Here is a 23,290-nt window from a genome sequence, read left to right as displayed (position 1 = left end):
GCCTCGGCGGCGTACCCGCGGCCACGGGCCCACGGCGCGATCCAGTAGCCGATCTCGGGGCCGCACCGCCCGCGCCCGCCGGGCCCCTGCCCGCCCAGTGGGGGCCGAACCGCCGGCGCGGGCCCGCCGTCGCGGCCGCCGCCGCTCCGCCCGCCTTCTGGGAGCGCCGCCGTCTGGGGCGCCTGCTCACCAGGCCGCGGAGGTGAGCGCCTCCACCGCCATCGGCATGGTGAGCAGCTCGCTGCGCGCCATGCTGATGGCGCAGATGCGGCTGAACCTCACCGTGGACGTCACGGTGCTGGCGCCCGACGAGCAGGCCGGGGACCGGCGGGTGAACCTGTTCCTCTACCGGCTGGAGGAGAACGCCTACCTGCGCAACCAGGAGGCGACCGTCTCGCCGAGCGATCCCGGCCGACTCGTCCCGCCGCCGCTGTCGCTCGTCCTCTACTACCTGCTCACGGCGTACGCGCCGAACGACGCGGAGACCGGCAACGCCACGGCGCACCAGATCCTCGGGGAGGCGATGCGGGTCTTCCACGACAACCCCGTCGTCCCCGACGCCCACCTCGACCCGGGCCTCCGCGACGCCCGCGAGGACCTGCAGGTCGTCGGCAAGGCCCTGGACCTCGAGCAGCTCAGCCAGATCTGGAGCACCTTCTCCCGCCCGTTCCGGCCCTCCGTCCAGTACCAGGTCTCCACCGTCCAGCTCGACGCCCGCCGGCACGAGGGGCTGCGCACGCCCGCTCGCGTCCGCCGCGTGGCCGTCCCGGTCGTCCGGACGTACCCGGGACCGCCCGTCGTCGACGCCATGTCCCCGGTCCGTGGCCCGGCCGGCAGCGCCGTCGACTTCGCCGGCGAGCACCTGGCCGGCTGGCGGGTGGGCGTCGTGATGGGCGGACGCGTGGTCCTCCGCGACCACGACCTGACCGGCGACGCCTTCACCGTCCCCGTTCCGCCCGACGTGGCCGCCGGTGTCTACGACCTGCGGGTCGACGTCGCCGGGGTGTTCCGCCGCACCTTCCTCTTCGAGGTGACGTCGTGACGACCGCGGTGCTGCCCGCGACCGGCGTGCGCGGCTACGCCGACGACCTCGAGCACCTCGCGGACGAGCTTCGGCGCCTGGACCTGCGGATCCGCCTCCGGGCGGCCGAGCTCCGTGCCCGGCTGCACCCCGAGTCCCAGCTGGACCGGCCCGTCTACATCTCCGACGAGGAGGTCGACCGGCTGCTGCGGAGCGACGAGGGGCCGGTGGTGCGGGCGCTCGACGGCGGTGCCGGCCCGTCGGCCCCGGCGCAGCGGTCCGCCCTGGCGGAGCTGTCGGCCCGCATCGACGGCCGGGTGCGGCGCAGCACCGCGGACGGCGTCCCCCTGCGCCTGCCGCGGTTGCGGCGGGCGTTCGCGCTGTCCGACCTGGACGTGCAGACGGTCCTCGTCTGCCTGGCGCCGGAGCTGCGCCGCAAGTACGACCGCCTCTACGCCTACCTCCAGGACGACATCACCCGCCAGCGCCCCAGCGTCGACCTGGTCCTGGAACTGCTGTGCCCGGACGAGGCCGAGCGGTGGCGGGCCCGGGCGCGCTTCGCCGAGGGCGCACCGCTGCGGCGCAGCGGTCTGCTCGAGGTCGTGGCGGATCCGGCCAGCCCGTCCGGATCGAGCGGCCTCGCGCGCTTCCTCCGGCTGGACCCGCGCATCCTCGGCTTCCTGCTCGGCGACGACGCACTCGACGCCCGCCTCGACGGGCGGGCCCGGCTGTACCCGCCCGCGTCGGACCAGGACGCACCCGATGTGCTCCCCGACGTCCTCACCCGCCTGCAGGCGATGGTCGAGGCGCGGCTGCGCGACCCAGGTGGACGACCGGCCGTCGTCCACCTGCACGGCCCGGCCGGTGCCGGCAAGCAGACGCTCGCGCGGTACGTGTGCGGGCGGCTCGGCGTCGGACTCCTCGCCGTCGACGTCGACGCGGTCGTCGCCGAGCCCGCCGACGAGGCCGTGGCGCTGCTCCGGCTGGCCCTGCGCGAGGGGCTGCTGCAGGACGCCGTGGTGTATCTCGGCGGGGTGGACGCGCTCCAGGAGGCATCGGGTCGCCCGGTGGTGCGGGCCCTCGCCGACACGCTGGCCGAGTGCCGCCGGATGGTGATCTCCGCCGGCCGCACCCCCTGGTACGACGCGGCGGACGATCCGGGCCTGGTCAGCCCGGTCGAGGTGCCGGAGACGCCGGCGCCGGTGCGGGCAGCGGTGTGGCGGCGCGAGCTGGCGGGCCGGACCCCGAGGGCGCGGGACTGGGCCGGTGACCTCGCGACCCGGTACCGGCTGACCCCCGGCCGCATCCGCGCGGCGGTCCTCGCCGCGGCCGAGGAGGCGACCATCCGCGGGGAGGGTCCGGCCCTGACGCTGGAGGACCTGACCCGGGCCTGCCGCCGGCAGTCCAGCCACCGGGTGGCCGAGCTGGCGAGCACCGTCGAGCCCTGCTACGGCTGGGACGACCTGGTCCTGCCGGACGACCGGACGACGCTGTTGCGGGAGATCTGCGACCAGGTGCGCCACCACCAGCGCGTCTACGAGGACTGGGGCTTCCGGCGCCGGCTCGGGCACGGCACGAGCCTCAGCGTCCTGTTCAGCGGGCCGCCGGGCACGGGGAAGACGATGGCGGCGCAGGTGCTGGCCGGCGATCTCGGACTCGACCTCTACCGGATCGACCTGTCGCGCGTGGTGAGCAAGTACATCGGGGAGACGGAGAAGAACCTCGCCCGCGTCTTCGCCGAGGCCGAGACCAGCAACGCCATCCTGTTCTTCGACGAGGCCGACGCCCTCTTCGGCAAGCGGACCGAGGTCGCCGACGCGCACGACCGCTATGCCAACATCGAGACCAGCTACCTGCTGCAGCGCATGGAGGACTACGCCGGGGTGGTCGTCCTCGCGACGAACCTGCGGCAGAACCTCGACGACGCGTTCGCGCGCCGGATCCGCTTCCTGGTCGACTTCCCGTTCCCGGACGAGCGGTCCCGGCAGCTGATGTGGCGCAAGCACCTGCCGCCCGACGCGCCGGTGGCCCCGGACGTCGACTGGGAGCTCCTGGCGCGGTCGTTCCCCGTCACCGGCGGCAGCATCAAGAACATCGTGCTCAACGCCGCCTTCCTGGCGGCGGCCGACGGCGGGCCCATCCGGCCGCAGCACCTGCTGCAGGGCACCCGGCGGGAGTTCGACAAGGTCGGCAAGGTCTGGAGCGATCCCCGATGACCGATGGCTTCCCCAACAAGCCGCGCATCCTCCGCGGTGCGTTCGTCGAGTTCGGGCTGACGATCCCGCCGCTCGTGGTGGTGTTCCAGTTCAACCCCCTGCAGCTGACCCGCAGCCGCAGCCTGACGTTCGCCGCCCCGGCGGCGGAGACGGGCGGGTCGGCGGCGCCGCTGCGCACCATCCGCCAGTTCCACGGGACGTTCAGCGACCTGACGGAGCTGCAGAAGCAGCAGATGGTCACCGTGCAGGAGCAGAGCATCGGGTTCGACCTGCGGCTCGACGCGACCGACCGGCTGGACGAGGAGGACGCGATCACCGAGAACTTCGGCATCGGGCCGCAGATCGCCACGCTGGAGCTGATGGTGCACCCGAAGTCGGAGAGCCTGGTCGGCGGCGCGCTGGCCAAGCTCCTGGGCCGGCCCGACGGGTTCAGCTTCACCCGCAGCGCCAACCCGCCCCTGATCCTGTTCGTCTTCGGTCGCAAGCGGGTGCTCCCGGTCAACATCAACAGCATGACGATCACCGAGACCGAGTTCAGCTCGGACCTGAACCCGGTCCGGGCGACGGTGGGGGTCAACCTGACCGTGATCGAGGGCAAGAGCGTCCCCTACCTGTACTCCAAGGCCATGACCGAGGCGATGTCGGCGCTCAACCTGGCCGGCATCGCCGACGTCGCGAACGTCGTCATCCCGGGGTGAGGCCGGTGTTCAGCGCGAGCTCGCGGTACCGGGGCGTGCCGACCGTGGCGGTCCCCGACCGGCAGGGGCGGATCGTCCGCGCCACGCAGGCCCGCCCGCTGCCCGAGGTGACGGGGACCTTCCGCCACGTCGTCGCCGCGGGGGACCGGCTCGACCAGCTCGCCACCACCTACTACGGCCGGTCCCGGGACTGGTGGCACATCTGCGACGCCAACCCCGACTCGCTCTCCCCGCTCGGGCTCCTCTCCGACGACCCGGTGGTGACCACGGAGTTCCCGCTCGGCGACGGCGACCCGCCGTGGGCCCGCCTGATCGCCGCGGTCCAGGAGCTGTCGGGCGTCGAGCACGTCCGCGTCGTCGACGACGCGGCCGGCCCGGCGCGGCCCCCGTGGTCGTTGCGGGTCACGCACAACCGCGTCACCGTCGCCGCGGAGGAGATCGCCGCCGCCCTCCGGTCGGTCCCGGTCGGCATGGGCGAGTGGGTGGTGCTGGACCGGCTCGGCCGGGAGATCGTCGTCCCGCCCCCGGTGACCGGGGGGTGACCGCCGTGGCGCACGAGAACCTCCGGGTGCAGGTCGGCGGGGCCGAGGTGGAGCAGCTGTACGAGGACCTCCTCCTCGCGGAGGTCGACCTCGACGACGAGCTGGCGGGCACGTGCCGGCTCAGCGTCGCCCTCCTGCTGCGTCCGGACGGCCGGTGGGACTACCTCGACGACGAGCGGTTCGCCCCCTGGCAGCCGATCACCGTGGCCGCCGGGGTGGCGGAGGAGACCCAGGAGCTCTTCAGCGGCTACATCACCCACCTGCGCCCCGAGTTCGGCGAGGGGCTCGACCGGTGCCGCCTGGAGATCCTCGCGATGGACGCCAGCGTCCTCATGGACCGGGACGACGTGCTCAAGGACTGGCCGAACAAGAAGGACAGCGACATCGCGCGGGAGACGTTCCAGGCCCACGACCTCGAGCCGGACGTCACCGACACCGAGGTGGTCCACGACGAGGAGGTCTCGACGATCATCCAGCGGGAGACCGACATGCAGTTCCTGCAGCGCCTCGCCGTGCGCAACGGGTTCGAGTGCTACGTCGACGGCACGCGCGGGTACTTCGGCCCCCCGGCGGCGTCCGAGGGCGACCAGCCGGTCCTCGCGGTCGCGTTCGGCGACGAGACCAACGTGACCCGGTTCGCCCTGGAGGTCGACGCGCTCACGCCGTCGGCGGTCGCGATGTCCCAGGTGGACCGGCTGAGCGGGGAGGTCCTCGACGCCCGCGCCGAGTCGGGCCTGCAGCCGCCCCTCGGGGCCCGGCCCCTGGCCGCGTACCTGTCGTCGGGGATGTCCCCGGGTGTGGTCCAGGTGGGACGGGCGGTGACCACCGGCACGGCGGAGATGGCGGTCCTGTGCCAGGCGCTGTACGACCGGGCGGAGCACTTCGTGACCGGTGAGGGTGAGCTCGACTCGCACCGCTACGGAGCGGTGCTGCGACCGCGCTCCACGGTGGTGGTCAAGGGGGTCGGGCGGACCCACAGCGGCAGCTACCTGGTCACCCGGGTCCGGCACGCCTTCACCGCCGAGGGCTACACGCAGACCTTCGGCGTCAAGCGCAACGCCCTGGAACCCACCGGCGCCGAGGACTTCGCCGGTGCGGGCGACGGTCTGCTGGGAGCGCTGGCGTGATCGGCGCCGGGGCCGCTCTGGAGCGGGTCGTCGCCGACCTGGTGGAGCGGGTCGAGCGGCGGTTCTACGGCAAGTACCGGGGCTTCGTCGTCGACAACGAGGACCCGGCCCGGCTCGGCCGGCTCCGCGTCCGGGTGCCCAGCCTGCTCGGCAACGACGTGGTGACGGGGTGGGCGGCCCCCTGCCTGCCCTACGGCGGGGCCGCCGGCGAGGGCTTCCTGTTCCTGCCCGCACGCGAGGCCGGCGTGTGGGTGGAGTTCGAGGAGGGCGACCTGGAGTTCCCCGTCTGGGTGGGGACGTTCTGGAGCCGGCCCGGGGACAGCAGCCAGCTGCCCCGGCCGACCGCACCGGACGGCGAGGAGGCCGGGGAGGTGCAGGACCCCCCGACCCGCAAGATCCTCACGACGGCCTGCGGGCACACCCTCCAGTTCGAGGACGCCGACGGGGAGGAGTCGGTGCTCCTGCACGACGGCGTCAACGGGCACCTCGTCGTCCTCGACGGCGACGGGCTGAGCATCGTCGACGGCGTCAACGGCCACGAGATCCGGCTGTCCTCCAGCGGGGTGCGGATCACCGACGGGGTCTCCGAGGGCAACACCGTCGAGCTGGCCGCCGGCGGCATCACCCTGGCCGACAAGAACCAGAACAAGATCGTCATGGGCGCCGGCGGCATCCAGCTCGGGGACGGCGCCGCGCAGGCGCTCGTGCTCGGCACCCAGCTGGCCACCCAGGTCGGCACCTTCCTGACCGCGCTGAACGCGCACACGCACGTGGGGAACCTCGGCGCCCCGACGTCGCCGCCGGCCACCCCGATGCAGCTGTCGGTTCCGCTGTCGGCCAAGCACAAGGTCCAGTAGGGGGGCGCGGTGGCACTGACGGTCGGCACCCAGGACGCGGACCGCGGCCTGAGCAAGGCGGTCTACGACCAGCTGGACGCCCTGCTCTCACCGCCGCTGCAGCAGGCGGTCGAGGCCGCGTCCGGCCCCGCGAAGGAGGCCGCCCAGCAGGCCCTGGAGGGCGCTCGGTCGGGGTGGCGGAAGCTCGCCTTCGCGATCGCCACCGGCGTGGTCACCCACCTGCTGGACAACCTCGAGGTCACCGGCGTCCGGACCGGGGGCAACGTCGTCGCCCAGGTCTCCGGGCAGGTGGCCGTGCAGAACGGGGTCGTCCTCGCGCAGGTCAACGGCGGCACCGGCCTGGTGCGCTGACGGGGAGGCGGAGATGACGACTCGTGCGCCCGGCGGTCCCGGGTTCCCGTTCGCGGTGACCCCGGCGGGCGGCATCGCCACCCACGCCGACGGGGACGCCGAGTTGCGGGGGCGGATCCTCCAGGTGCTGTTCACCGCCCCCGGAGAGCGGGTGAACCTGCCCGAGTTCGGCTGCGGCCTGCTCAACCTCGTCTTCGACGCGAGCAACCCGGTGCTGGCGGCCGCGATCGAGTTCACCGTCGGCCAGGCCCTCACCCGCTGGCTCGGCGACGAGCTCGTCGTCACCGGCGTCGACGTGGAGGCACACGAGGAGGTGCTGACGGTCGAGGTGGCCTACCAGCGCCGGCTCGACCTGGCCCGCCGCTCGATCCGCTTCCAGGCGTCGTGAGGAGGCCGGCATGACCGCACCCGTACCGGACGGCCGGCCGGTGATCGACTACCTGGCCCGCGACCACGACAGCCTGCTCCAGGCGATGCGCGACCTGATCCCGCAGGTGCTGCCCGAGTGGCGCGACCACACCAACGAGGCCGACGTCGGCAGCGTCCTCCTCGAGCTGTTCGCGCACATGGGGGACATCCTCAGCTACTACCAGGACCGGGTCGCCGACGAGAGCTTCCTGGGGACGGCCCGCACCCGGCGCAGCGTCATCCACCACCTCCGGCTGATCGGCTACCAGCTGGCCACCGCCGCTCCGGCCGCCACGCAGCTGCGCGTGTCGGTCCGGGCCTCGGTCACCGACACGGTCACCCTGCGCCGGGGCGCCGCGTTCGCCACCCGCAGCCTCCGCGACCGCCCCAGCGTGCGCTTCGAGTACACCGGGGACACCGCCCTGACCATCGACTTCTCGAGGGTGACCGCGGTCGACGGCCGCAAGGTCGTGTCGTTCGACGTGGAGGAGGGCCGCCTGTTCGAGGACGAGCTGCTCGGGCAGGCCACCCGCGCCCCCGACCAGCGCTTCCCGGTGGCCCACCCCGGGATCATCCGGCGCCCGCCCGGTGCGCAGCAGCAGGCCAGCCGCGACATCCGGCTCACGACGCGGCTCGGCGAGGAGGTCGAGGACTGGGAGCTGCGCGACACGCTCACGTTCAGCAACGGCCGGTCGCGCCACTTCGCACTCGAGATCGACGAGGACGACCAGGGGACCGTCGTCTTCGGGGACGGGGTCTTCGGGGCCGTGCCCCCCGCCGGTGCCGACATCCGGATCACCTACCGGACGGGCGGCGGGCGGCTCGGCAACGTGCCCGCCGACGCGATCCGGACGATCGCCGACGCCCCCGCCCTGGCCCGGCTCGGGGCCACGGTGACCAACCCGGCCGCCGCGACCGGCGGCGCCGAGCGGGAGTCGATCGAGCACGCCGTCGAGCACGCCCCCGCGGTGTTCCGCGCGCAGGAGCGGGCTGTCACGGCCGCCGACTACGAGGCGCTCGCGCTCAGCTTCGAGGGCGTCGGCAAGGTCAAGGCGCTCCCGGTGGGGTGGAACCGGGTGCAGCTGCTGGTCGCCCCGGCGGGCGGCGGAACGGTGAGCGACGTGCTGCGGGTCGGGCTCACCGGCTACCTGGAGGACAAGCGCATGCTCGGCCACGTCGTCGAGGTCGAGGACGCCGACCCGGTCCCCATCCTGGTCACGGCGGAGATCGGCGTGGAGAGCTACTACGTGCAGAGCGAGGTCGTCCCGGCCGTGGAAGCGGCCGCGGCCCGGCTCCTCGCGTTCGCGGACGTGCGCTTCGGGGAGCCCGTCTACCTCAGCGCGTTCTACGAGCGCATCCAGGACGTCCCCGGCGTCCGGTTCGTCAACATCACCGAGTTCCGCCGGGCCGACGTGCCGGACCCGCTGCTGGAACCCTCCGGGCGGATCCTGCTGGAGCCGACCGAGCTGCCGACGGTGCCCGACGTCGGGGAGTACTCCGCCGGTCTGAAGGTGGTCGTCGTCGGGGGCGGTGGCTGACCGTGCGGATCGACCGGCTCCGGGCGGTGCCGCACCCGCTGGGGCACCGCATCGACGTCGGCTGGCGGGTCGTGGACGCGGCGGGGGCCACCGGCGTCCGCGTGGTCCGGCGGGAGGGCACGCACCCGGTCGACCCGGGGGACGGCGAGGAGGTCCCCGGGGATCTCACCTCGGCCCACGACGAGGGCCTGCGGGCCGAGACGACGTACTACTACTCACTGTTCCCCTTCACCGGCGAGCCACCGCAGTTCGCCGACGACCCGCCGTACCGGATCAGCGCCACGGCGACGGCCTCCTACGACTTCGCCGGGCGCATGTACGACCTGCTGCCGGCCGTGTACCGGCGGTACGACACCGTGACCCAGGCCGGCACCGCTCCCGTGCCGGGCGGGCGCGGCCAGGGCGTCCTCCGCCGCTTCCTCGAGCTCCCGGGCTCGCAGCTGGACCAGCTCTACAGCCTGGCCCGGGTGGCGCTGGCGCTGCACGACGTCGACCGGGTGGACGGCCGGCTGCTGCCGCTGCTGGCCCGGTGGATCGGCTGGCGCACCGACCACGGGCTGCCGGTGCGCGCCCAGCGGAACGAGGTGCGCTTCGCCCCGCACCTCTACCGCCTCACCGGCGCGGTCGGCCCTGTGACCGCCGCCGTCCGGCGCGTGACGGGGCACTCGGCGCAGGTGAAGGAGTACCTGCACAACGTGGCGCTGACCAACCAGCCCGAGCGGCTCAACCTGTGGGCGGCGGCGCGCGATGCCCGGGAGTGGACCTCCGGAGCGGTCGTGTCGGTGGACTTCGCCCACGACGGCCGGGTCGCGCACGTGCGCGACGACGACGGCGCGGACCTGTTCGTGTTCCACACCCTCCGCCGGAGGGGGTGGGAGATCCGGGCCAAGCGCCGGGTGGGGGAGGAGTGGGAGCCCAGCACCGCGCTGGTCGACCGGCCCGAGATCGACCGGGACCCGGCCGTGGCCCGGCAGGGCCCACGGCTCTGGCTGTTCTGGAACGGCGTGAACGCACGGACCGGCCGGTGGGAGCTGCTCGCGCGCACCCGGGAGCGGGGGACCTGGTCGGATCCCACGGTCGTCGGCGCGTCGGACGCCGACCGCCGGACCCCCGTCGCGGTCGTCGACTCGACGGGTGGGCTCTGGCTGTTCTGGCGGGAGTGGGCCGGCTCGTCCTGGCAGGTGCGGTACGACCGGCACGACGGGAACCGGTGGCAGCTGGCGGACCCGGCGGTCCTGCGGGACGGCGACGGCCGGGCCGTCGTCGCAGACGACGACCTGGTGGCGGTGGCGGCCGCGGAGGGAGACGCCGGGCCTCCGCTGTGGCTGTTCTGGGCCACCCGGATCCCGGGTCCGGACGGAGCCCGCCGGTGGGCCGTCCGCTGGCGGACCAAGGAGGGGCTGGACCCGGCGACCGACGACTGGTCGCCGGTGCAGACGCTGCCGGGGGACGACGCCGGAGCCCACGACCGCGAGCCCGCACCCCTGCTGCGCACGTCCGGGGACCTGGAGCTGTTCTGGGCGACGACGAGGACCGGGAACTGGTCGATCGCCACCGCGGTCCTCGACGCCCCGGGCGGCACCTGGGGGCCGGTCGACCGGGTCGGCAGCGGCCCGTTCTCGAACCGCGCGCCGCTCGCCGTCGTGCTCGAGGGCGACCGCACGCTGCTGCTGTACCGGTCCAACGAGAGCCTGTCCCACCTCGAGGGCCGGACGGTGCTGGACGCGCGGTACGCGGGGACGACGACGGTCCGGTCCACCGACGCCGGCAAGATCGCGCTGCGCGGCGGTCCGGAGGACTTCCAGACCTACACGTACGACACGCGGGACCCCGGGCCGCCGGGTCACGGCCTGGTGACCCGGCACACGGTCGGCGTCTTCCTCGGCGCGGCCACGGCGCCCCCGGCACGTGACCGGTCCACCGAGCTCGCCGTCGCCCGGCTGGAGCGCGTCCTCCCCGAGGTCCTCCCGGTCACCGTCCGCGCGATCGTCCGGCCGCCCCCAGCCGAACCCTGAGGAGCACCATGAGCGACTTCTCCCGGCCTCCCCTGGACCTGCTGCGCGACAGCCGCGAGCGGGGCTACGCCGGCCTGCACGTCCAGCAGGGCGTGCCGATCCTCGACCGCGACCTCAACCTCCTGCAGGACCTCGTCGTGGCCGCGGTGCGCGACCTCGCCGCCCGCTACATCGGGAACGGTGTGTCCGCGGGGTCCGAGGCGTTTCTCATCGAGCCGGTGCAGGAGCCGCAGGACTTCCGCGTCGCGGCGGGGCCCGACGACGGCCCGGGCTGGTGCCTGGTGGACGGGATCGAGGTGCCCATCCGGGGACCGGTGCGCTACTCGGAGCAGCGCGACGCGGCCGGCCGGCCGCTGCCGGAGCTGACCACACCGGGCCCACCCGACGCCGATCCGCGGGTGGACGTCGTCTACCTCGACGCCTGGGTCGACGAGGTCGAGGGGACGCCCGACCTGGACAACAGCGCCGACGTCGGGATGCCCACCTCGACGCGCCTGGTGGTGCGGTCTCTGGTGCGGGTCGCCGAGGGGGGTGAGCCTCCGGCCGACGCGGGGGGACACGTGTTCTACCGGCTGGCGCGTCTGCAGCGGCCGCACGGCCGGAACGTGGTCGACGCGGCCATGATCGAGGACCTCCGGCAGCGCCGGCTCACCCTGGCCGACCTCGAGCGCCGGCTGACCGTCGTCGAGCGGGTGCTGCTGGTGCCCCGGTTCGTGCCGCCTCCGGGACAGCTGCTCCCCACCACGACGCCGACGCATGCGAACGACGCCGTGCGGCTGAAGGGCACCAACTTCAAGGTCGGGAAGCTGGAGGTGCTCATCGGTGGCGTCCTGGCGAAACAGCTGTCGGACCCGGGGGAGGACGAGGCGGTGGCCGAGGTGCCCTTCGGGCTGACCCCCGAGGGCCGGGAGACGCTGGTCAAGGTGACCGTCCGCAACGAGGGCGGGGGAACCACCAGCGACGAGGACCTGAAGATCACGCCGAAGCTCGCCCTCGTCCCGGACAGGGACGAGCAGTTCACCCCCGAGAGCGGCCCTCCGGGAACCGACGTGACGATCAGCGGTTACGACTTCAGCATCGGCCAGCTCACGGTGACCTTCGCGACGACCCGCGCCACCGTGGTCGGGACGCCGACGAACACCACGGTGGTGGCCCGGGTGCCCGACGGGCTTGCCCCGGGCAGGAGGCGCATCACGCTGTCCATCGCCGGGCAGCAGAACGTCAGCACGGCGAAGGAGTTCGAGGTCGCCGCCTTCCCCGTGCCGAGGTTCGACGCCGGGCCGTTCTCGGTGCCGGCCGGGAGCGCCGGGACGCAGGTGACGCTGAGGGGGGTGAACTTCGACGTGCTGCCGGTGAAGGTGTTCTTCGCCGATGCCCGTGCCGACATCGTCGGGACCCCGACCAACACCCGGATCGTCACGAAGGTGCCGCCCGACCTGGTCCCGACCGGCGCCCAGGACCGGCAGGTGCAGGTCTCCGTGAACACCCCCGGCGGCACCGCCGTCAGCGCCACGCTCTTCACCGTCCGGCGCTGACCCCTCCCGAGGGATCTCCCCGAAGCGGGGCCGCGCGCCCGCTGCCGAGCATGGTGGGCGGCCGAGCCGTCCGGTGACACCACGACCGGGGTGCGGCCCGCCCGAGCAGCGCGCGACCCGGGGGAGCGGTCGTGGACCCTCAGCCGATCAGCTGGACCGAGTACGGAGTGCCCACGGCGCCCGGGACGTGGCGGCCCGAGGAGGCGCGCTGCAGGGAGAGCGGCACCGACCAGGTCGGCCAACTGCGACCGCTGGAGCGGGCGCACCTCGGCGCCCTGCACGGCCACGGCGTCGCCTCTGGGCTGGCGGTCCGCGCGACCGCGGGAGAGACCGCCGTGCGGGTGGCTCCGGGCGTGGCCGTCGACCCCGCCGGCCGGCACGTCGTGCTCGCCGCCGGCGGCTGGGCGGAGCTCGCCGTCAACCTCGTGCTGGGCTCCCAGCTGACCGCGGTGACCCAGGAGGGTGTCGAGGTGCCGACGGCCGGCCGGTCGGGTACGTGCCGGGTCGTCGTCCGGTGGCGGGAGACGTTCGACCAGGCGCTGCGCAACCAGACGGGGCGTTTCCTCACCCACCAGACCCCCTGGCTGCGGGTCGTGGCCGCAGCGGAGGGCGACGACGTGGTGCTGGCCACCGTCGTGCTCACCGCGGACGGCCGGGTCACCCCGGGCGGGGTGAGCGCCGAGGGGCGGGCCGGCCCGGCCCCTGCCGCGGCGTCGCTGCAGCTGCGGGCCGCCACGACGCAGCCGGGTGGCCAGGACGGCGGGGTGCAGGTCGCCGAGCGGACCGCCGGCGAGGTGCGCGCGCGGCCCGGCGGAGGCGTGGAGATCCGTGCCGCCGCAACGGGTACCCCGTCGCTGACCGTCTCGGCCACGGGCAACGTGGGCATCGGCACCGCCACCCCGGCCCAGCCCCTCCAGGTGGCCGGTGCGGCCGACGTCACCGGTCCGCTCACCGCCGGGGGAGCGCTGCGGGTGGCCGGGGCGGCCACGCTGGACCAGGCGCTGACCGTGGCCGGCCTGCTCACCGCCGCCGGTCCGCTGCGGGTGACCGGCGCCGCCGACGTCTCCGGCCCGCTGACCGTCACCGGCCCGCTCACCGCCACCGGTCCGCTGCGGGTGACCGGCGCCGCCGACGTCTCCGGCCCGCTGACCGTCACCGGCCTGCTCACCACCGCCGGTCCGCTGCGGGTGACCGGCGCCGCCGACGTCTCCGGCCCGCTGACCGTCACCGGCGCGCTGACCGCGCGGGGGACGTTCCGGGTTGCCGGGGCGGTGACCCTCGAGCAGGAGCTCACCGTCGCCGCCGCCATCCGCCTGACCGCGGCCGGCGCGGCGCCGGGCCCGGTCCGCCTCCAGAGCGACGGCGTCCGCCGCCTGACCGTGCACGCCGACGAGCTCGGCGTCGTGCAGGAGGGCGCGGAGCGGATGACGGTCACCGGCGGGCGGCTGGGCCTCGGCGGTGCTCCCCGGGCGGCGCTGGACAGCCGCGCCGGCGGCCTGGCGAACGGGGTCACCCTCGGCACCGGCGGGGTCGCGACCGGAGGCGACCCGAGGAGCGTGGCCTACCCGTGGAGCTACGAGACCGTCGGGGTCACCGAGCCGATCTTCAACCTGCGCCTGCAGTCGCCCGGCCGGATCTTCCTGCACACCTACGACGCGGTGGGCAACACCCACTGGCCGCGACTGGCCGTCGGCGGCTCCGGGGGCTTCGCGGAGGTGGTCGTCGGCTCCACGGCGAACGGCCGGCTGTGGGTCCGGCACATCGACGGCAAGCACCACCTGCAGGACAGCGAGGACGACCTGTACCTCAACTGGGGGACCGGGCGCGCCGTGCACGTGGGTGGCGGTGCCCGCGCGGACCTGCTCGTCCACGGCGCGGTCCGGAGCGACGCCGATCTCACGGTGGGCGGCGGCCTGACGGTCGCCGGCGAGGTGTTCCTGGGCTACGCGCGCACGTCGCTGCGCGGTTTCGACGGCGGCGGCCGCAGCGGCTACCACTGGATCAGGACCGAGGGGGACGAGGACGACCTGTGGATGGCCTTCGCCTACCCGTTCCCCAACTCCACCATCCCGAAGCGGATCGAGGGTGCGGTCCCGTTCTACGGCCGGTTCGTCAACCACTCGGACGCCCGCGCGAAGACCGACGTCGCGCCCATCGGCGAGGCGCTGGCGAGGCTGGCGGGCATCCGCGGTGTCGCGTTCCGCTGGGCCGACAGCGCCCGCACGCTCGGCGGGACACCGGGGGAGCCGGCGATGGGGGTGGTCGCCCAGGAGGTGGCGGCCGTCTTCCCCGAGCTGGTGACCGGCACCGAGGACGACGAGTACATGGCGGTGGACTACGCGGGCCTCACCGGGGTCCTCGTCGAGGCCGTCAAGGAGCTGACCCGCCGCACCGAGGACCTCGCCACCCGGCTGGCCGCCCTGGAGCACGGCGGCTCGCCCGGGTAGCGCCCGGAGCAGGGACCTCCCGGAAGCGACGTACCCGGTCGGCGCCCGAGCATCCGGGGTGCCGGACCCGGATCGCGACGTCGGAGGCAACCGTGGAACCTCGTCCGATCAGTCACACCGAGTACGGCGTCGGAACGACCCCCGGTGTCCCGCGGCCCGGCTCCACGAGCCACGAGGAGAGCGGCATCGACCTCGAGTCCTACCTGCGCCCGCTGGAGCAGGCGCACGCCGGCGCGCTGCACGGGCGCGGGGTCGCCGTGGGGCTGGCCGTCCGCGCGGTCCCCGGGGAGTCCGTCGTCCGCGTGACGACCGGGGTCGCCGTGGACGGCTCCGGCCGGCACGTGGTGCTCGCGCCCGGCGGCGCGGCGGAGGTGGCCGACGACCCCACCCTGGGCAGCGTCCTCGTCCCGGTCGACGGCTCGGGGGTGGAGCTGCCGACCGCGGGCCGGTCGGGGGCCTGCCGGGTGACGGTGCGCTGGCGGGAGACGTTCGACCAGGACCTGCGCGACCAGACCGGGGCGTTCCTGACCCGGCACACCCCCTGGCTCCGGCTGGAGCCGACCGCCGGCGGAGCGCCCGGACCGGAGGCGGTCGCGCTCGGCACGGTGACCCTGGACGGCACCGGCCGGATCGTCGCCGGAGGTGCCGACGCCGGTGAGCGGGGGAGCGTCGAGGCGGCGGCAGCCGTGGTCCGCGTGCGTGGCAGCGCGGTGCGCCCGTCGGCGGACGGGCTGGCGCTGGAGGTGGGCGAGGTCGCCCGCGCGGAGCTGCGCGGACGACCCGGCGGTGGCCTCGACCTCCGCGTCGGCGACCCGGCCGGGGACCCCCCGGCGCTGGCGGTCTCCTCGTCGGGGCACGTCGGCATCGGCACCTCCACCCCGAGCCGGTCGCTGGACGTGGCCGGTGGCGCCGCCGTGTCCGGCTCCCTGTCGGTCGGTGGCCGGCTGCGCGCCTCGGACGGTGTGACGCTGGCCGGCGGTCCCGGCGACGACGCGGCCGGCTTCCACCTGACGGTCGGAGCGGTCGGCGAGACCCCGGTGCTGCGCCTGCACGGTGGCGCCGACGACACCGGTCCGGTCCTGCTCAGCGTCACGTCCGCCGGCGCCCTCACCATCGGCACCGCGACCGGGCGGGTCTCGGTGCAGGACGACCTGTCGGTCCGCGGCGCCCTGTTCGTGACCAACTCGAGCGGCGGGACCGTCACGATCAGCGGCCGGACGTGGGACAACGAGGCCGACTTCTCCCCGAGCAACCTCAAGGTCGTGATGGCGAACCGCTTCCTGATCCCGAACCGGGACCGGCCCTTCCAGTTCCTCGTCGGCTACGGCCGGGAGCGGTTCATCCTGGGCGAGGGAGGGCTGGCGCACCGCTTCGTCCGGGTCTTCAGCGTCGACGACAAGGGCAACGCCTTCTTCGCCGGGAGCAAGGGCGGCTACGTGGTGGACTACTTCGTCAACGCCGTGGGCGGACCGCTGGAGCGGGGCGACGTCGTGGTGCTGCGCCGCAGCCCCCCGGTGGCGTCCTACGGCACGTCCGGAGCCATCCCGATCCCCGAGGTGGACCTCACCGACGAGGCCCACGACGGCCGGGTCTGCGGCATCGTCGCCGACGCGGTGCCCGCCGGCGGCCTGCCCGGGACCGACCCCGCCGACGACGACGGCGAGGCGTCCGCCCCCGGCCACCCCCTGGCCCGGTACGCCGGGGAGCAGGACGCCACCGACGCAACGGTCGCCGACCGGCGGATGGGCCGCATGGTGACGCTGGGCTGCTGGAACCACTGCAAGGTGGACGCCGACATCGCCCCGGTGGAGGTCGGCGACCTGCTCACCACCAGCCCGACCAGTGGCCACGCGCAGAAGGTGACCGACCGGAGCCGCGCGCCCGGGACGGTCCTGGGCAAGGCGCTGGCCCCGCTGCCGGGCGGCCGCGGCACGATCCCGGTCCTCGTGGCCCTGCAGTGACGTGACGCTGCAGTACAGCCGCGCCGGTCAGCCGGCCGGGGCCGCGTCCTCACCGGCGGGGTCGAGCAGTTCCTGCAGCACCTGCACCGCGCCGCTGATGCGCAGCAGCGTCTGCTGCAGCTGCGTCTGCTCGCGTTCCAGCTCGCGCAGCCGGGTCTCCCCGAGCTGGAGCTCGTGCCGCAGCACGGTCAGCCGGTCCCGGCTGCGCTCCGCCAGGTCACCGGGCGTGGTTCCGGTCTCCGCCACCGTCGATCTCCTCCACCTCGGGCACCGGAACGGCCGGGAGCGGCCGGGCCGGCGCAGAGGACCCACCGTGTCCGCCCGGCCCGGATCGCGCTTCCGGGAACTCCCCACGCGGTCGGGACGGCGCACTCCGGAGGGGTGACCGGGGCCGCGCGGCGGGGCTACCGTCGCGCCGTGTCCCGGACGGTGCACGTCGTCGAGCGACAGCGGGCGGGCCCTCGCCGGGCCGCCGCCCGGAGGGACGTGCCGCTGCGCAGCCCGGTGGCGGCCCCCGTGCTGCAGCGGCAGCTCGGCAACCAGGCCGTGGCCCGGCTGCGCGTGCAACGGGCGTGCTGCGGCAGCTGCTCGTCGGGCGGCCCCTGCGAGGGGGAGCCGGAGCAGCGCACGGCGCCGTCGGTGGTCCCCGGCGTGGTCCAGCGCTACTACACCGAGGACTGCGAGGGGTACAGCGTCGACCAACGCCGCAACGGGGTGAGCGAGGCGACCTCCATGGCGCGGCGGGCCGTCGACGCCCTCACCGCCTACACCGCCGCCCACCCGGGCGGCACCCAGGACCCGAGGACGGCGCAGCTCCTGCGGGACTGCTTCGCCAGCGACTCGCTGTGGACCGCCATGCGGGCGCGCGCCGGGTTCGCGCGGATCAAGGCCTACCTCGACGCCGACGACTTCACGATCGAGTGCGAGGACGACTGCGACACCGCCAACGCCTACGTCTACGGCGTCTGGACCGACATCCACATGTGCATGAACGTCATCAAGAACGAGTCGGCGCGGCGGTTCGGGGAGATCCTGCTCCACGAGGTGTCCCACGATGCGCACGGCACCGACGACGAGCAGTACTTCTACCCGCCGGCGGGGAGCCGGACGACGCTCTCGGTGGGCGACGCCCTGGACAACGCCGACTCCTACGAGGCCTTCGCCGCCCAGATCTGAGCCGGGACGTCACACCTCGCTGGTGAGGCGGGATCGTGCGCAGCCGCCACCCCGCGTACCAGGTGGCGCCCACCGTGACGACGACGAGCAGCGGCACCGCGGCGAGGCCGACCGCGGACGTCACACCCAGCTGCGCGGCCGGGGCGCCGATGACCCGTTCGGTGATCGCCAGCGCCCACTGCTGGATGCTCAGCGCCTGGGCACCGGGGACGAACTGGCCCACCAGGGACTCCCAGACCAGCGCGTTCAACAGCCCGACCACGACGGCGTTCCGGGTCAGGACCGCCAGCAGCACGAACAGCGCGCAGTAGGCGACGCCGGCCACGGCCGCTCCGGCGGCGTACCCGACCGCCAGGTAGCCGGCCGATCACGTGCCGGTTCAGCGGCTTGGTGAGCACGTACACGATCGAGCCGTCGTCGATCTCCGGCCCGATCGCTCCGGTCCCGGCGATGAGCCCGAGCAGCGGGACCAGCGTGCCGAGCGCGAACCCGCCGAGCAGGCCGACGACCAGCTCCTCGTCGGGCCCGGCGAGCGCCCGCGCGAGCGCCGCGAGCACGAGGAGCACCGCGGGCAGCAGCGGGAGCAGCAGCGCTCGCCGGCGGCCGAGCAGGCTCCGGGCGGTCAGCCGGGCGACGGTCGCGTTCACCGCGCCACCAGGTAGGCGAAGACGCTCTCGAGCGACTCGTCGGCCGGTGCCACCTCGTACAGCCGGATGCCGTGCCGCCGTGCCAGCCGCGGCAGCGCCCGGACGAACGCCGCGAAGTCCGTGGCCTGGACGTGCAGCGCACCGGAGGAGTCGCCAGCTGCACCGCGGAGACGCTCGGCTCCGCCATGACCGCCGCCGCCAGCCGGCGGTCGTCGTCCGACCGCGAGCCGGGCCGGGGTCAGCGCCGCACGGATCCGGTCGAGGCGGGAGGAGCGGGCCCGGGACGACCACGAGGGCGACGACCAACGCGGAGTCGGGGGGCGACCGGAGATCGGGTGACGTCCCGTCCCGGACGAACACGCACGGTGATCCGCGCAAGTCGGGGGCCCGCGGAGCCGCGACGAGGAGCACCATGACCCCCGTGGGGACCGACCGGACCCACCCGTGACGCGGGAGCAGAGATGAGACGTTTCCCGGCAGGCACCCTCGCGGTGCTCCTCCTGATCGCCGCCTGTGGCGGCCCCGCCGAGGAGGAGGACGCCGCGCCGAGTCCGGTCGCCGGGGCGCCGACGCTGCGGGCGACCGTCGGGACCGAGGAGTCCCCGGACGCCTTCGAGATCGCCCTGGTCGACGAGGACGGCAACCCGGTGACCGAGCTGCCCGCCGGCGAGTACAACATCGAGGTCAGCGACCCCACCGGCATCCACAACTTCCACCTCAGCGGCGGGGACGGGGCCGTCGATGAGCGGACCAGCCCCACGGAGCGGATCGAGACCACCTGGGTGGTGACGTTCGAGCCGGGCGAGTACCGCTACATCTGCGACCCGCACCCGAGCATGAACGGGCAGTTCACCGTCACCTGACCGGCTGCGCCGCGGACGTTCCGGCGGGCCCGGTGTCCTCGGGGTGGGCGCGGACGGCGAGCAGGGCGATGTCGTCGTCGGCCCGGCCGACCGCGATGCGGTCGAGCAGCTGGTCGCAGACCTTGTCCAGCGGGCTGTCGGCCAGCAGCGCGAGCTCACCGGCGAGCCGGGTGAGGCCGTCGTCGATGCCGGTGTGGCCGTGCTCCACCAGGCCGTCGGTGTAGAAGAGCACCGTGTCGCCGGGGTGGAGGACGGCCTCCTGGTTGCTGCGCGGCGCGGGGGAACCGGCGCCGAGCAGGCGCTCGGGCCGGCTGTCCAGCAGCTGCACCGTCCCGTCCGGGCGCAGCAGCGCCGGAGGGAGGTGCCCGGCCGACGACCAGCGCAGCGTGCGGTGTCCGGTGGCGGCCTGCTCGGCCGGCTGCTCGATCCGCGCCACCAGGGCGGTGGCGAGGGTGTCGACGTGCAGGCCGGTGAGGGCGGCGTCGACCCGGGTGAGCACCTGGGCCGGGCTCTCCGGCCGGTCGTAGGCGATGCCGCGCAGGATGCTGCGGATCTGGCCCATCGCCGCGGCGGCGTCGATGTTGTGCCCGACGACGTCGCCGATCACCAGCAGGGTCGCCCCGTCCGGCTGGTGGAACGCGTCGTACCAGTCGCCGCCGACCTGCTGGTAGCTGGCGGCCGGCCGGTAGCGGACGACGATCTCCAGGTGGTCCGGCTGCGGCGGGGCGGTGAGCAGGCTGTGCTGGAGGGTCTCGGCCACCTTCAGCTGCCGGCCGTAGAGGCGGGCGTTGTCGAGCGCGAGCGCGCCACGGCGGGCCACCTCGACCGCGGTGGCGATCTGCAGCTCGGTGTGCGGCGACCGGTCGCCGACGTTGAGCATCGCCAGCACGCCGAAGGTCTCCCCGCGGGCGCGCAGCGGGACGACCGTGCACGAGGCCGTGTCCAGCCGCCGCCAGGCCGCGCGCACCTCGTCGGTGGGCAGGGACGGCGCGACCAGCTCGTCGTCGAGCGTGGTCATCTGCACCGGCTCCCCGGTGAGCAGGGCCTCGATCATCGCGCCGTCGCCCCCGGTGTCGCGCAGCCGCCCGGTCAGGTAGGTCTCCAGATCGGCCCGGCGGGCCGGATCGCGGTGCGCCCACGCCTCCTCGCCGGGGCCGCCGTCGTCGTCGGCCAGCGCGACGAACGCCCAGTCGCAGAGGCGCCGCACCGCCAGCTCGGCCAGCCGGATGGCCGTCTCCCCGGTGTCGAGGGTGGCGATCATGGACTCGGAGACCTCGGCCAGGAAGCGCAGCCGGTCCTGCTCGCCGTCCTCGTCGGCGACTGCGCGCGCACCGGCGCCGGCCGGCTGCGCAGCGGGCTCGTCGACCGGCCGCGTGGACACGTGCAGCAGGTCGCCGACGACCGACGCGGTGGCCTGCAGCCAGCAGCCGGCCGGCGGCAGGTACCCCGTCCAGGTCACCGGCGTGCCCGTGCTGCGGGCGTGCAGCAGGAAGCTGTGGAAGATCGTGCCGCTGAGCTCGGGCACCGCGACCCAGATGTCGCGGCCGACCAGCTCGGCGACCGGCCGGCCGAGCAGCCGCGCACCGGCGGGGTTGACGTAGCCGATCGTCCAGTCGCGGTCGAAGACCGCGACCGGGTCGGGCAGCGCATCCAGCACCGCCGCGAACGTCTCGGGGTCGAGGGGGGAGACCGCGGATCCACTCACCACAACTCCCGCGTCTCGGTGGGCGGCACTCCGGCTGGCCGCACCGGACCCTACGTCAGTCGGGGCGGTCGCACGCGTTTCCTCGCCGGGCGGCCGCATGGGAGACCGCTGCCCGGGTAGATCCTGCGGACCGAGCCGTATCAGAACGGGCCCGCCCGCTCTCAGGTGGGGGACGAGCCGCCGGGCGGTTCGGCGTGTCCAAACAGCGGCGCGACCCGGAACGAGGCAGATGGACGAGGCTCAGTGGGCCCACCGGCCGACACCGGAGGTGGGCGCCGACGTGACGGCGCGGTGGTCCGGGGAGCCGGCCACCGCCGAGGAGGTCTCCGCGTTGCGCCGGCAGCTGCGCGGGGCGCTCCGGGACGGCTCGCTGCCCGCCGGGGAGGACGACGCCGTCGACCTGCTCCTGCTGGTGTTCGAGGAGCTGGTCAGCAACGGCCTGCGGCACGGCAGACCGCCGGTGCGGGTGGCGGTCACCGCCGTCGGCACCGGCTGGCTGCTGGAGGTGTCCGACGCGGCCGTCGACCGGCTCCCGACCCCGGCGATCGGGCGCGACGCGGCCGCCGGCGGCCTCGGCCTGCACCTGGTGGCCCGGTTGTGCGCCGGCCACGGGTGGACGGTGCGGGAGGGCCGCAAGCACGTCTGGTGCCGCGTCTCCCGTACCGCTGCGGCCACCGGCAGCGCGCCCGACCGGTCCCGGCGGTAGCACGGCCGCCCGGGCCGGTGGAGACGGGAACGTGCCCCCGCCGCCGTGACGATCCCGTGACGGGTGACTGCCAGGCTGTCGCGATCGGACCGGCGGCGCCCCGGCGCCGCCCCACCAGTCGCCGCGAGGGGACCTCCCGTGACGGGTACGCACCGCAGGCCGGAGCGGGTCCCGCCGCGCGCCGGGACGTCGGGTCCCGGCAGCACGGCGGCCAGGCCGGCGCGGCCGGCCCGGCGGGGGAGTGCAGCGGAGGGGGACGTCGTCACCCCGACGGACGTCCCCCCGTCGGGGGAGTGCCTCACGCAGCGTCACGAGCGAGGATGGGACCCCGCGATCATGACAGCTCGTGGGCAACGGGTCGTCTGCTGGGGCGGGCCGCACGGACGACCCCGATGGGCGGTGACCTTGGACGGCGACCGCAGTGCCGCACTGCTCGTCCGCGTCTGGCTCGAGGACGGCGCCCAGTCCTTCCGCGGTCGGCTGACGACCATGGACACCTCTCCCGGTCAACGCGGGGCGCAGGAGACCACCGTGGCCCTGGCCTCGTCGCCCGGTGACGTCGTCGATGCGGTGCGTGCCTGGCTGGAGGGGTTCCTCGGCGACGCGCCGGACTCGATTGACAGCGACGAGTGACAGGCCAACGATCCAGACCCGGCGGTATCTGACGTCCTCTCCACCACGCTGACGGGCCGAGGGGGAATGCGCCGTGACCCTCGCTCCACCCACCCGGGTGACCCTCCTGGACGGCTTCGCGCTCCGGCTCGGGGGCGACGCCGAGGCCCCGGTCCGTGACCTGCCGCGAGCGGTCCAGCGGCTGGTCGCCCGCCTGAGCCTGTCGCGGTGTCCCGATCGGAACGCCATCGCCGGTCAGCTCTGGCCGGACGTGCCCGAGGACCACGCGCACGGCAGCCTCCGCTCCGCGCTGTGGCGTCTGAAGCGGGTGGCCCCGGGGATGGTCGAGGTGTCGGGCGGCTCGCTGTCGCTCGCGCAGGGCGTGCGGGTCGACGTCCGGGAGTTGGACACCTGGGCGGCGCGCGTCCTCGACCCCGACGTCGGCGGGACCGACGTCTCCGGGCTGGAGACCGCGCTCCAGGGGGAGCTGCTCCCCGGCTGGTACGAGGAGTGGGTGCTGCTCGAGCGGGAACGGCTGCGCCAGCTGCGGATGCACGCGCTGGAGGCCCTGGCCGACAAGCTCGTCGCCGCGGGCCGGTTCGGGGAGGCCGTCCAGGCGGCGTACGCCGCGGTCCACGAGGAGCCGCTGCGGGAGAGCGCGCACCGGGTCGTCGTGCGGGTGCACCTGGCCGAGGGCAACGTGGCCGAGGCCCGGCGGGCCTACGAGTCGTTCCGCGAGATGCTCGCCGACACCCTGGGCATCGCACCCACCCCGCACATGACCGGCCTGCTCACCCGGCTCGAGAACCGGGCGGGCGACCCGGAGCCGGCGCGTGTCCCCCGCGACCGTGGCTGACGGGACGCG

Annotated in this window: 22 protein-coding genes; 20 read left to right on the top strand and 2 right to left on the bottom strand. The window is 74.8% G+C overall.

Features of this window, described 5'->3' with window-relative positions:
* The first annotated feature begins 202 nt into the window (after positions 1 to 202).
* From MY526_RS02430 to MY526_RS02370, 13 genes are all read left to right on the top strand, one after another.
* Positions 203 to 1,042: a DUF4255 domain-containing protein gene (locus tag MY526_RS02430; RefSeq protein WP_436689346.1), complete on the top strand. Its 840-nt coding sequence runs from the start codon at positions 203 to 205 to the stop codon at positions 1,040 to 1,042.
* The gene (locus tag MY526_RS02425; protein ID WP_436703157.1) at positions 1,039 to 3,237 is read left to right on the top strand and encodes an AAA family ATPase; all 2,199 of its coding nucleotides are present in this window, start codon (positions 1,039 to 1,041) and stop codon (positions 3,235 to 3,237) included. Before MY526_RS02430 ends, MY526_RS02425 begins: the two co-directional genes overlap by 4 nt.
* Positions 3,234 to 3,935: a hypothetical protein gene (locus MY526_RS02420; protein WP_436689350.1), complete on the top strand. Its 702-nt coding sequence runs from the start codon at positions 3,234 to 3,236 to the stop codon at positions 3,933 to 3,935. Before MY526_RS02425 ends, MY526_RS02420 begins: the two co-directional genes overlap by 4 nt.
* Before the next feature lie 5 nt (positions 3,936 to 3,940).
* Positions 3,941 to 4,477 (top strand): hypothetical protein, encoded by a 537-nt coding sequence (locus MY526_RS02415; protein WP_436703156.1) that lies wholly within the window; start codon positions 3,941 to 3,943, stop codon positions 4,475 to 4,477.
* Between the two features lie 5 nt (positions 4,478 to 4,482).
* The gene (locus MY526_RS02410; protein ID WP_436689354.1) at positions 4,483 to 5,604 is read left to right on the top strand and encodes a phage late control D family protein; all 1,122 of its coding nucleotides are present in this window, start codon (positions 4,483 to 4,485) and stop codon (positions 5,602 to 5,604) included.
* On the top strand, positions 5,601 to 6,461 hold the full coding sequence (locus MY526_RS02405; protein ID WP_436703155.1) for a phage baseplate assembly protein V: 861 nt from the start codon (positions 5,601 to 5,603) through the stop codon (positions 6,459 to 6,461). Before MY526_RS02410 ends, MY526_RS02405 begins: the two co-directional genes overlap by 4 nt.
* 9 nt (positions 6,462 to 6,470) lie before the next feature.
* Positions 6,471 to 6,812, top strand: coding sequence for a hypothetical protein (locus MY526_RS02400; protein ID WP_436689358.1), 342 nt, complete (start codon positions 6,471 to 6,473; stop codon positions 6,810 to 6,812).
* Positions 6,813 to 6,825: 13 nt separating this feature from the next.
* Complete coding sequence (locus MY526_RS02395) at positions 6,826 to 7,200, top strand: GPW/gp25 family protein (RefSeq protein ID WP_436689360.1); 375 nt, start codon at positions 6,826 to 6,828, stop codon at positions 7,198 to 7,200.
* A 10-nt stretch (positions 7,201 to 7,210) separates the two neighbouring features.
* Positions 7,211 to 8,758: a baseplate J/gp47 family protein gene (locus MY526_RS02390; protein ID WP_436689362.1), complete on the top strand. Its 1,548-nt coding sequence runs from the start codon at positions 7,211 to 7,213 to the stop codon at positions 8,756 to 8,758.
* Between the two features lie 2 nt (positions 8,759 to 8,760).
* Positions 8,761 to 10,773, top strand: a complete 2,013-nt coding sequence (locus tag MY526_RS02385; RefSeq protein ID WP_436689364.1) for a phage tail protein — start codon at positions 8,761 to 8,763, stop codon at positions 10,771 to 10,773.
* Positions 10,774 to 10,781: 8 nt separating this feature from the next.
* A complete protein-coding gene (locus MY526_RS02380) occupies positions 10,782 to 12,308 on the top strand; it encodes an IPT/TIG domain-containing protein (protein WP_436689365.1) in 1,527 nt (508 codons plus the stop codon).
* 131 nt (positions 12,309 to 12,439) lie between these two features.
* The gene (locus tag MY526_RS02375) at positions 12,440 to 14,755 is read left to right on the top strand and encodes a tail fiber domain-containing protein (protein WP_436689367.1); all 2,316 of its coding nucleotides are present in this window, start codon (positions 12,440 to 12,442) and stop codon (positions 14,753 to 14,755) included.
* Between the two features lie 92 nt (positions 14,756 to 14,847).
* Positions 14,848 to 16,716, top strand: coding sequence for a hypothetical protein (locus MY526_RS02370; RefSeq protein WP_436703154.1), 1,869 nt, complete (start codon positions 14,848 to 14,850; stop codon positions 16,714 to 16,716).
* A gap of 27 nt (positions 16,717 to 16,743) precedes the next feature.
* On the opposite strand, the gene MY526_RS02365 is transcribed toward MY526_RS02370, so the two are convergent.
* Positions 16,744 to 16,962, bottom strand: a complete 219-nt coding sequence (locus MY526_RS02365; RefSeq protein ID WP_436703153.1) for a hypothetical protein — start codon at positions 16,960 to 16,962, stop codon at positions 16,744 to 16,746.
* Between the two features lie 171 nt (positions 16,963 to 17,133).
* Between MY526_RS02365 and MY526_RS02360 the strand changes: the two genes are divergently transcribed.
* From MY526_RS02360 to MY526_RS02345, 4 genes are all read left to right on the top strand, one after another.
* Positions 17,134 to 17,892, top strand: coding sequence for a M35 family metallo-endopeptidase (locus MY526_RS02360; protein ID WP_436703152.1), 759 nt, complete (start codon positions 17,134 to 17,136; stop codon positions 17,890 to 17,892).
* Positions 17,893 to 17,927: 35 nt separating this feature from the next.
* Complete coding sequence (locus MY526_RS02355; protein ID WP_436703151.1) at positions 17,928 to 18,203, top strand: hypothetical protein; 276 nt, start codon at positions 17,928 to 17,930, stop codon at positions 18,201 to 18,203.
* Between the two features lie 60 nt (positions 18,204 to 18,263).
* Positions 18,264 to 18,554, top strand: coding sequence for a hypothetical protein (locus tag MY526_RS02350; RefSeq protein WP_436703150.1), 291 nt, complete (start codon positions 18,264 to 18,266; stop codon positions 18,552 to 18,554).
* A 446-nt stretch (positions 18,555 to 19,000) separates the two neighbouring features.
* The gene (locus MY526_RS02345; RefSeq protein ID WP_436689377.1) at positions 19,001 to 19,402 is read left to right on the top strand and encodes a hypothetical protein; all 402 of its coding nucleotides are present in this window, start codon (positions 19,001 to 19,003) and stop codon (positions 19,400 to 19,402) included.
* Here the strand turns inward: MY526_RS02345 and MY526_RS02340 are convergent.
* A complete protein-coding gene (locus MY526_RS02340; RefSeq protein ID WP_436703149.1) occupies positions 19,395 to 21,107 on the bottom strand; it encodes a SpoIIE family protein phosphatase in 1,713 nt (570 codons plus the stop codon). The genes MY526_RS02345 and MY526_RS02340 overlap by 8 nt on opposite strands.
* A gap of 229 nt (positions 21,108 to 21,336) precedes the next feature.
* Here MY526_RS02340 and MY526_RS02335 point away from each other — a divergent pair, with 229 nt between their 5' ends.
* From MY526_RS02335 to MY526_RS02325, 3 genes are all read left to right on the top strand, one after another.
* The gene (locus tag MY526_RS02335; RefSeq protein WP_436689381.1) at positions 21,337 to 21,813 is read left to right on the top strand and encodes an ATP-binding protein; all 477 of its coding nucleotides are present in this window, start codon (positions 21,337 to 21,339) and stop codon (positions 21,811 to 21,813) included.
* Positions 21,814 to 22,212: 399 nt separating this feature from the next.
* Positions 22,213 to 22,446: a hypothetical protein gene (locus MY526_RS02330; RefSeq protein ID WP_436689383.1), complete on the top strand. Its 234-nt coding sequence runs from the start codon at positions 22,213 to 22,215 to the stop codon at positions 22,444 to 22,446.
* Between the two features lie 73 nt (positions 22,447 to 22,519).
* Entirely contained in the window at positions 22,520 to 23,281 is a 762-nt protein-coding gene (locus MY526_RS02325; protein ID WP_436689384.1) for an AfsR/SARP family transcriptional regulator, read from the top strand.
* Positions 23,282 to 23,290: the final 9 nt, after the last annotated feature.

Origin of the sequence: Geodermatophilus sp. CPCC 205761 (assembly GCF_051383655.1) — a bacterium.
Taxonomy (GTDB): domain Bacteria; phylum Actinomycetota; class Actinomycetes; order Mycobacteriales; family Geodermatophilaceae; genus Geodermatophilus.
This window is presented reverse-complemented; position numbering and strand designations above follow the sequence as displayed.

Bases quoted from the DNA above. Each gene is read 5' to 3' on its own strand.
- MY526_RS02420 (WP_436689350.1), top strand. From the start codon at position 3,234: ATGACCGATGGCTTCCCCAACAAGCCGCGCATCCTCCGCGGTGCGTTC.
- MY526_RS02395 (WP_436689360.1), top strand. From the start codon at position 6,826: ATGACGACTCGTGCGCCCGGCGGTCCCGGGTTCCCGTTCGCGGTGACC.
- MY526_RS02390 (WP_436689362.1), top strand. From the start codon at position 7,211: ATGACCGCACCCGTACCGGACGGCCGGCCGGTGATCGACTACCTGGCC.
- MY526_RS02380 (WP_436689365.1), top strand. From the start codon at position 10,782: ATGAGCGACTTCTCCCGGCCTCCCCTGGACCTGCTGCGCGACAGCCGC.
- MY526_RS02345 (WP_436689377.1), top strand. From the start codon at position 19,001: ATGAGACGTTTCCCGGCAGGCACCCTCGCGGTGCTCCTCCTGATCGCC.
- MY526_RS02335 (WP_436689381.1), top strand. From the start codon at position 21,337: ATGGACGAGGCTCAGTGGGCCCACCGGCCGACACCGGAGGTGGGCGCC.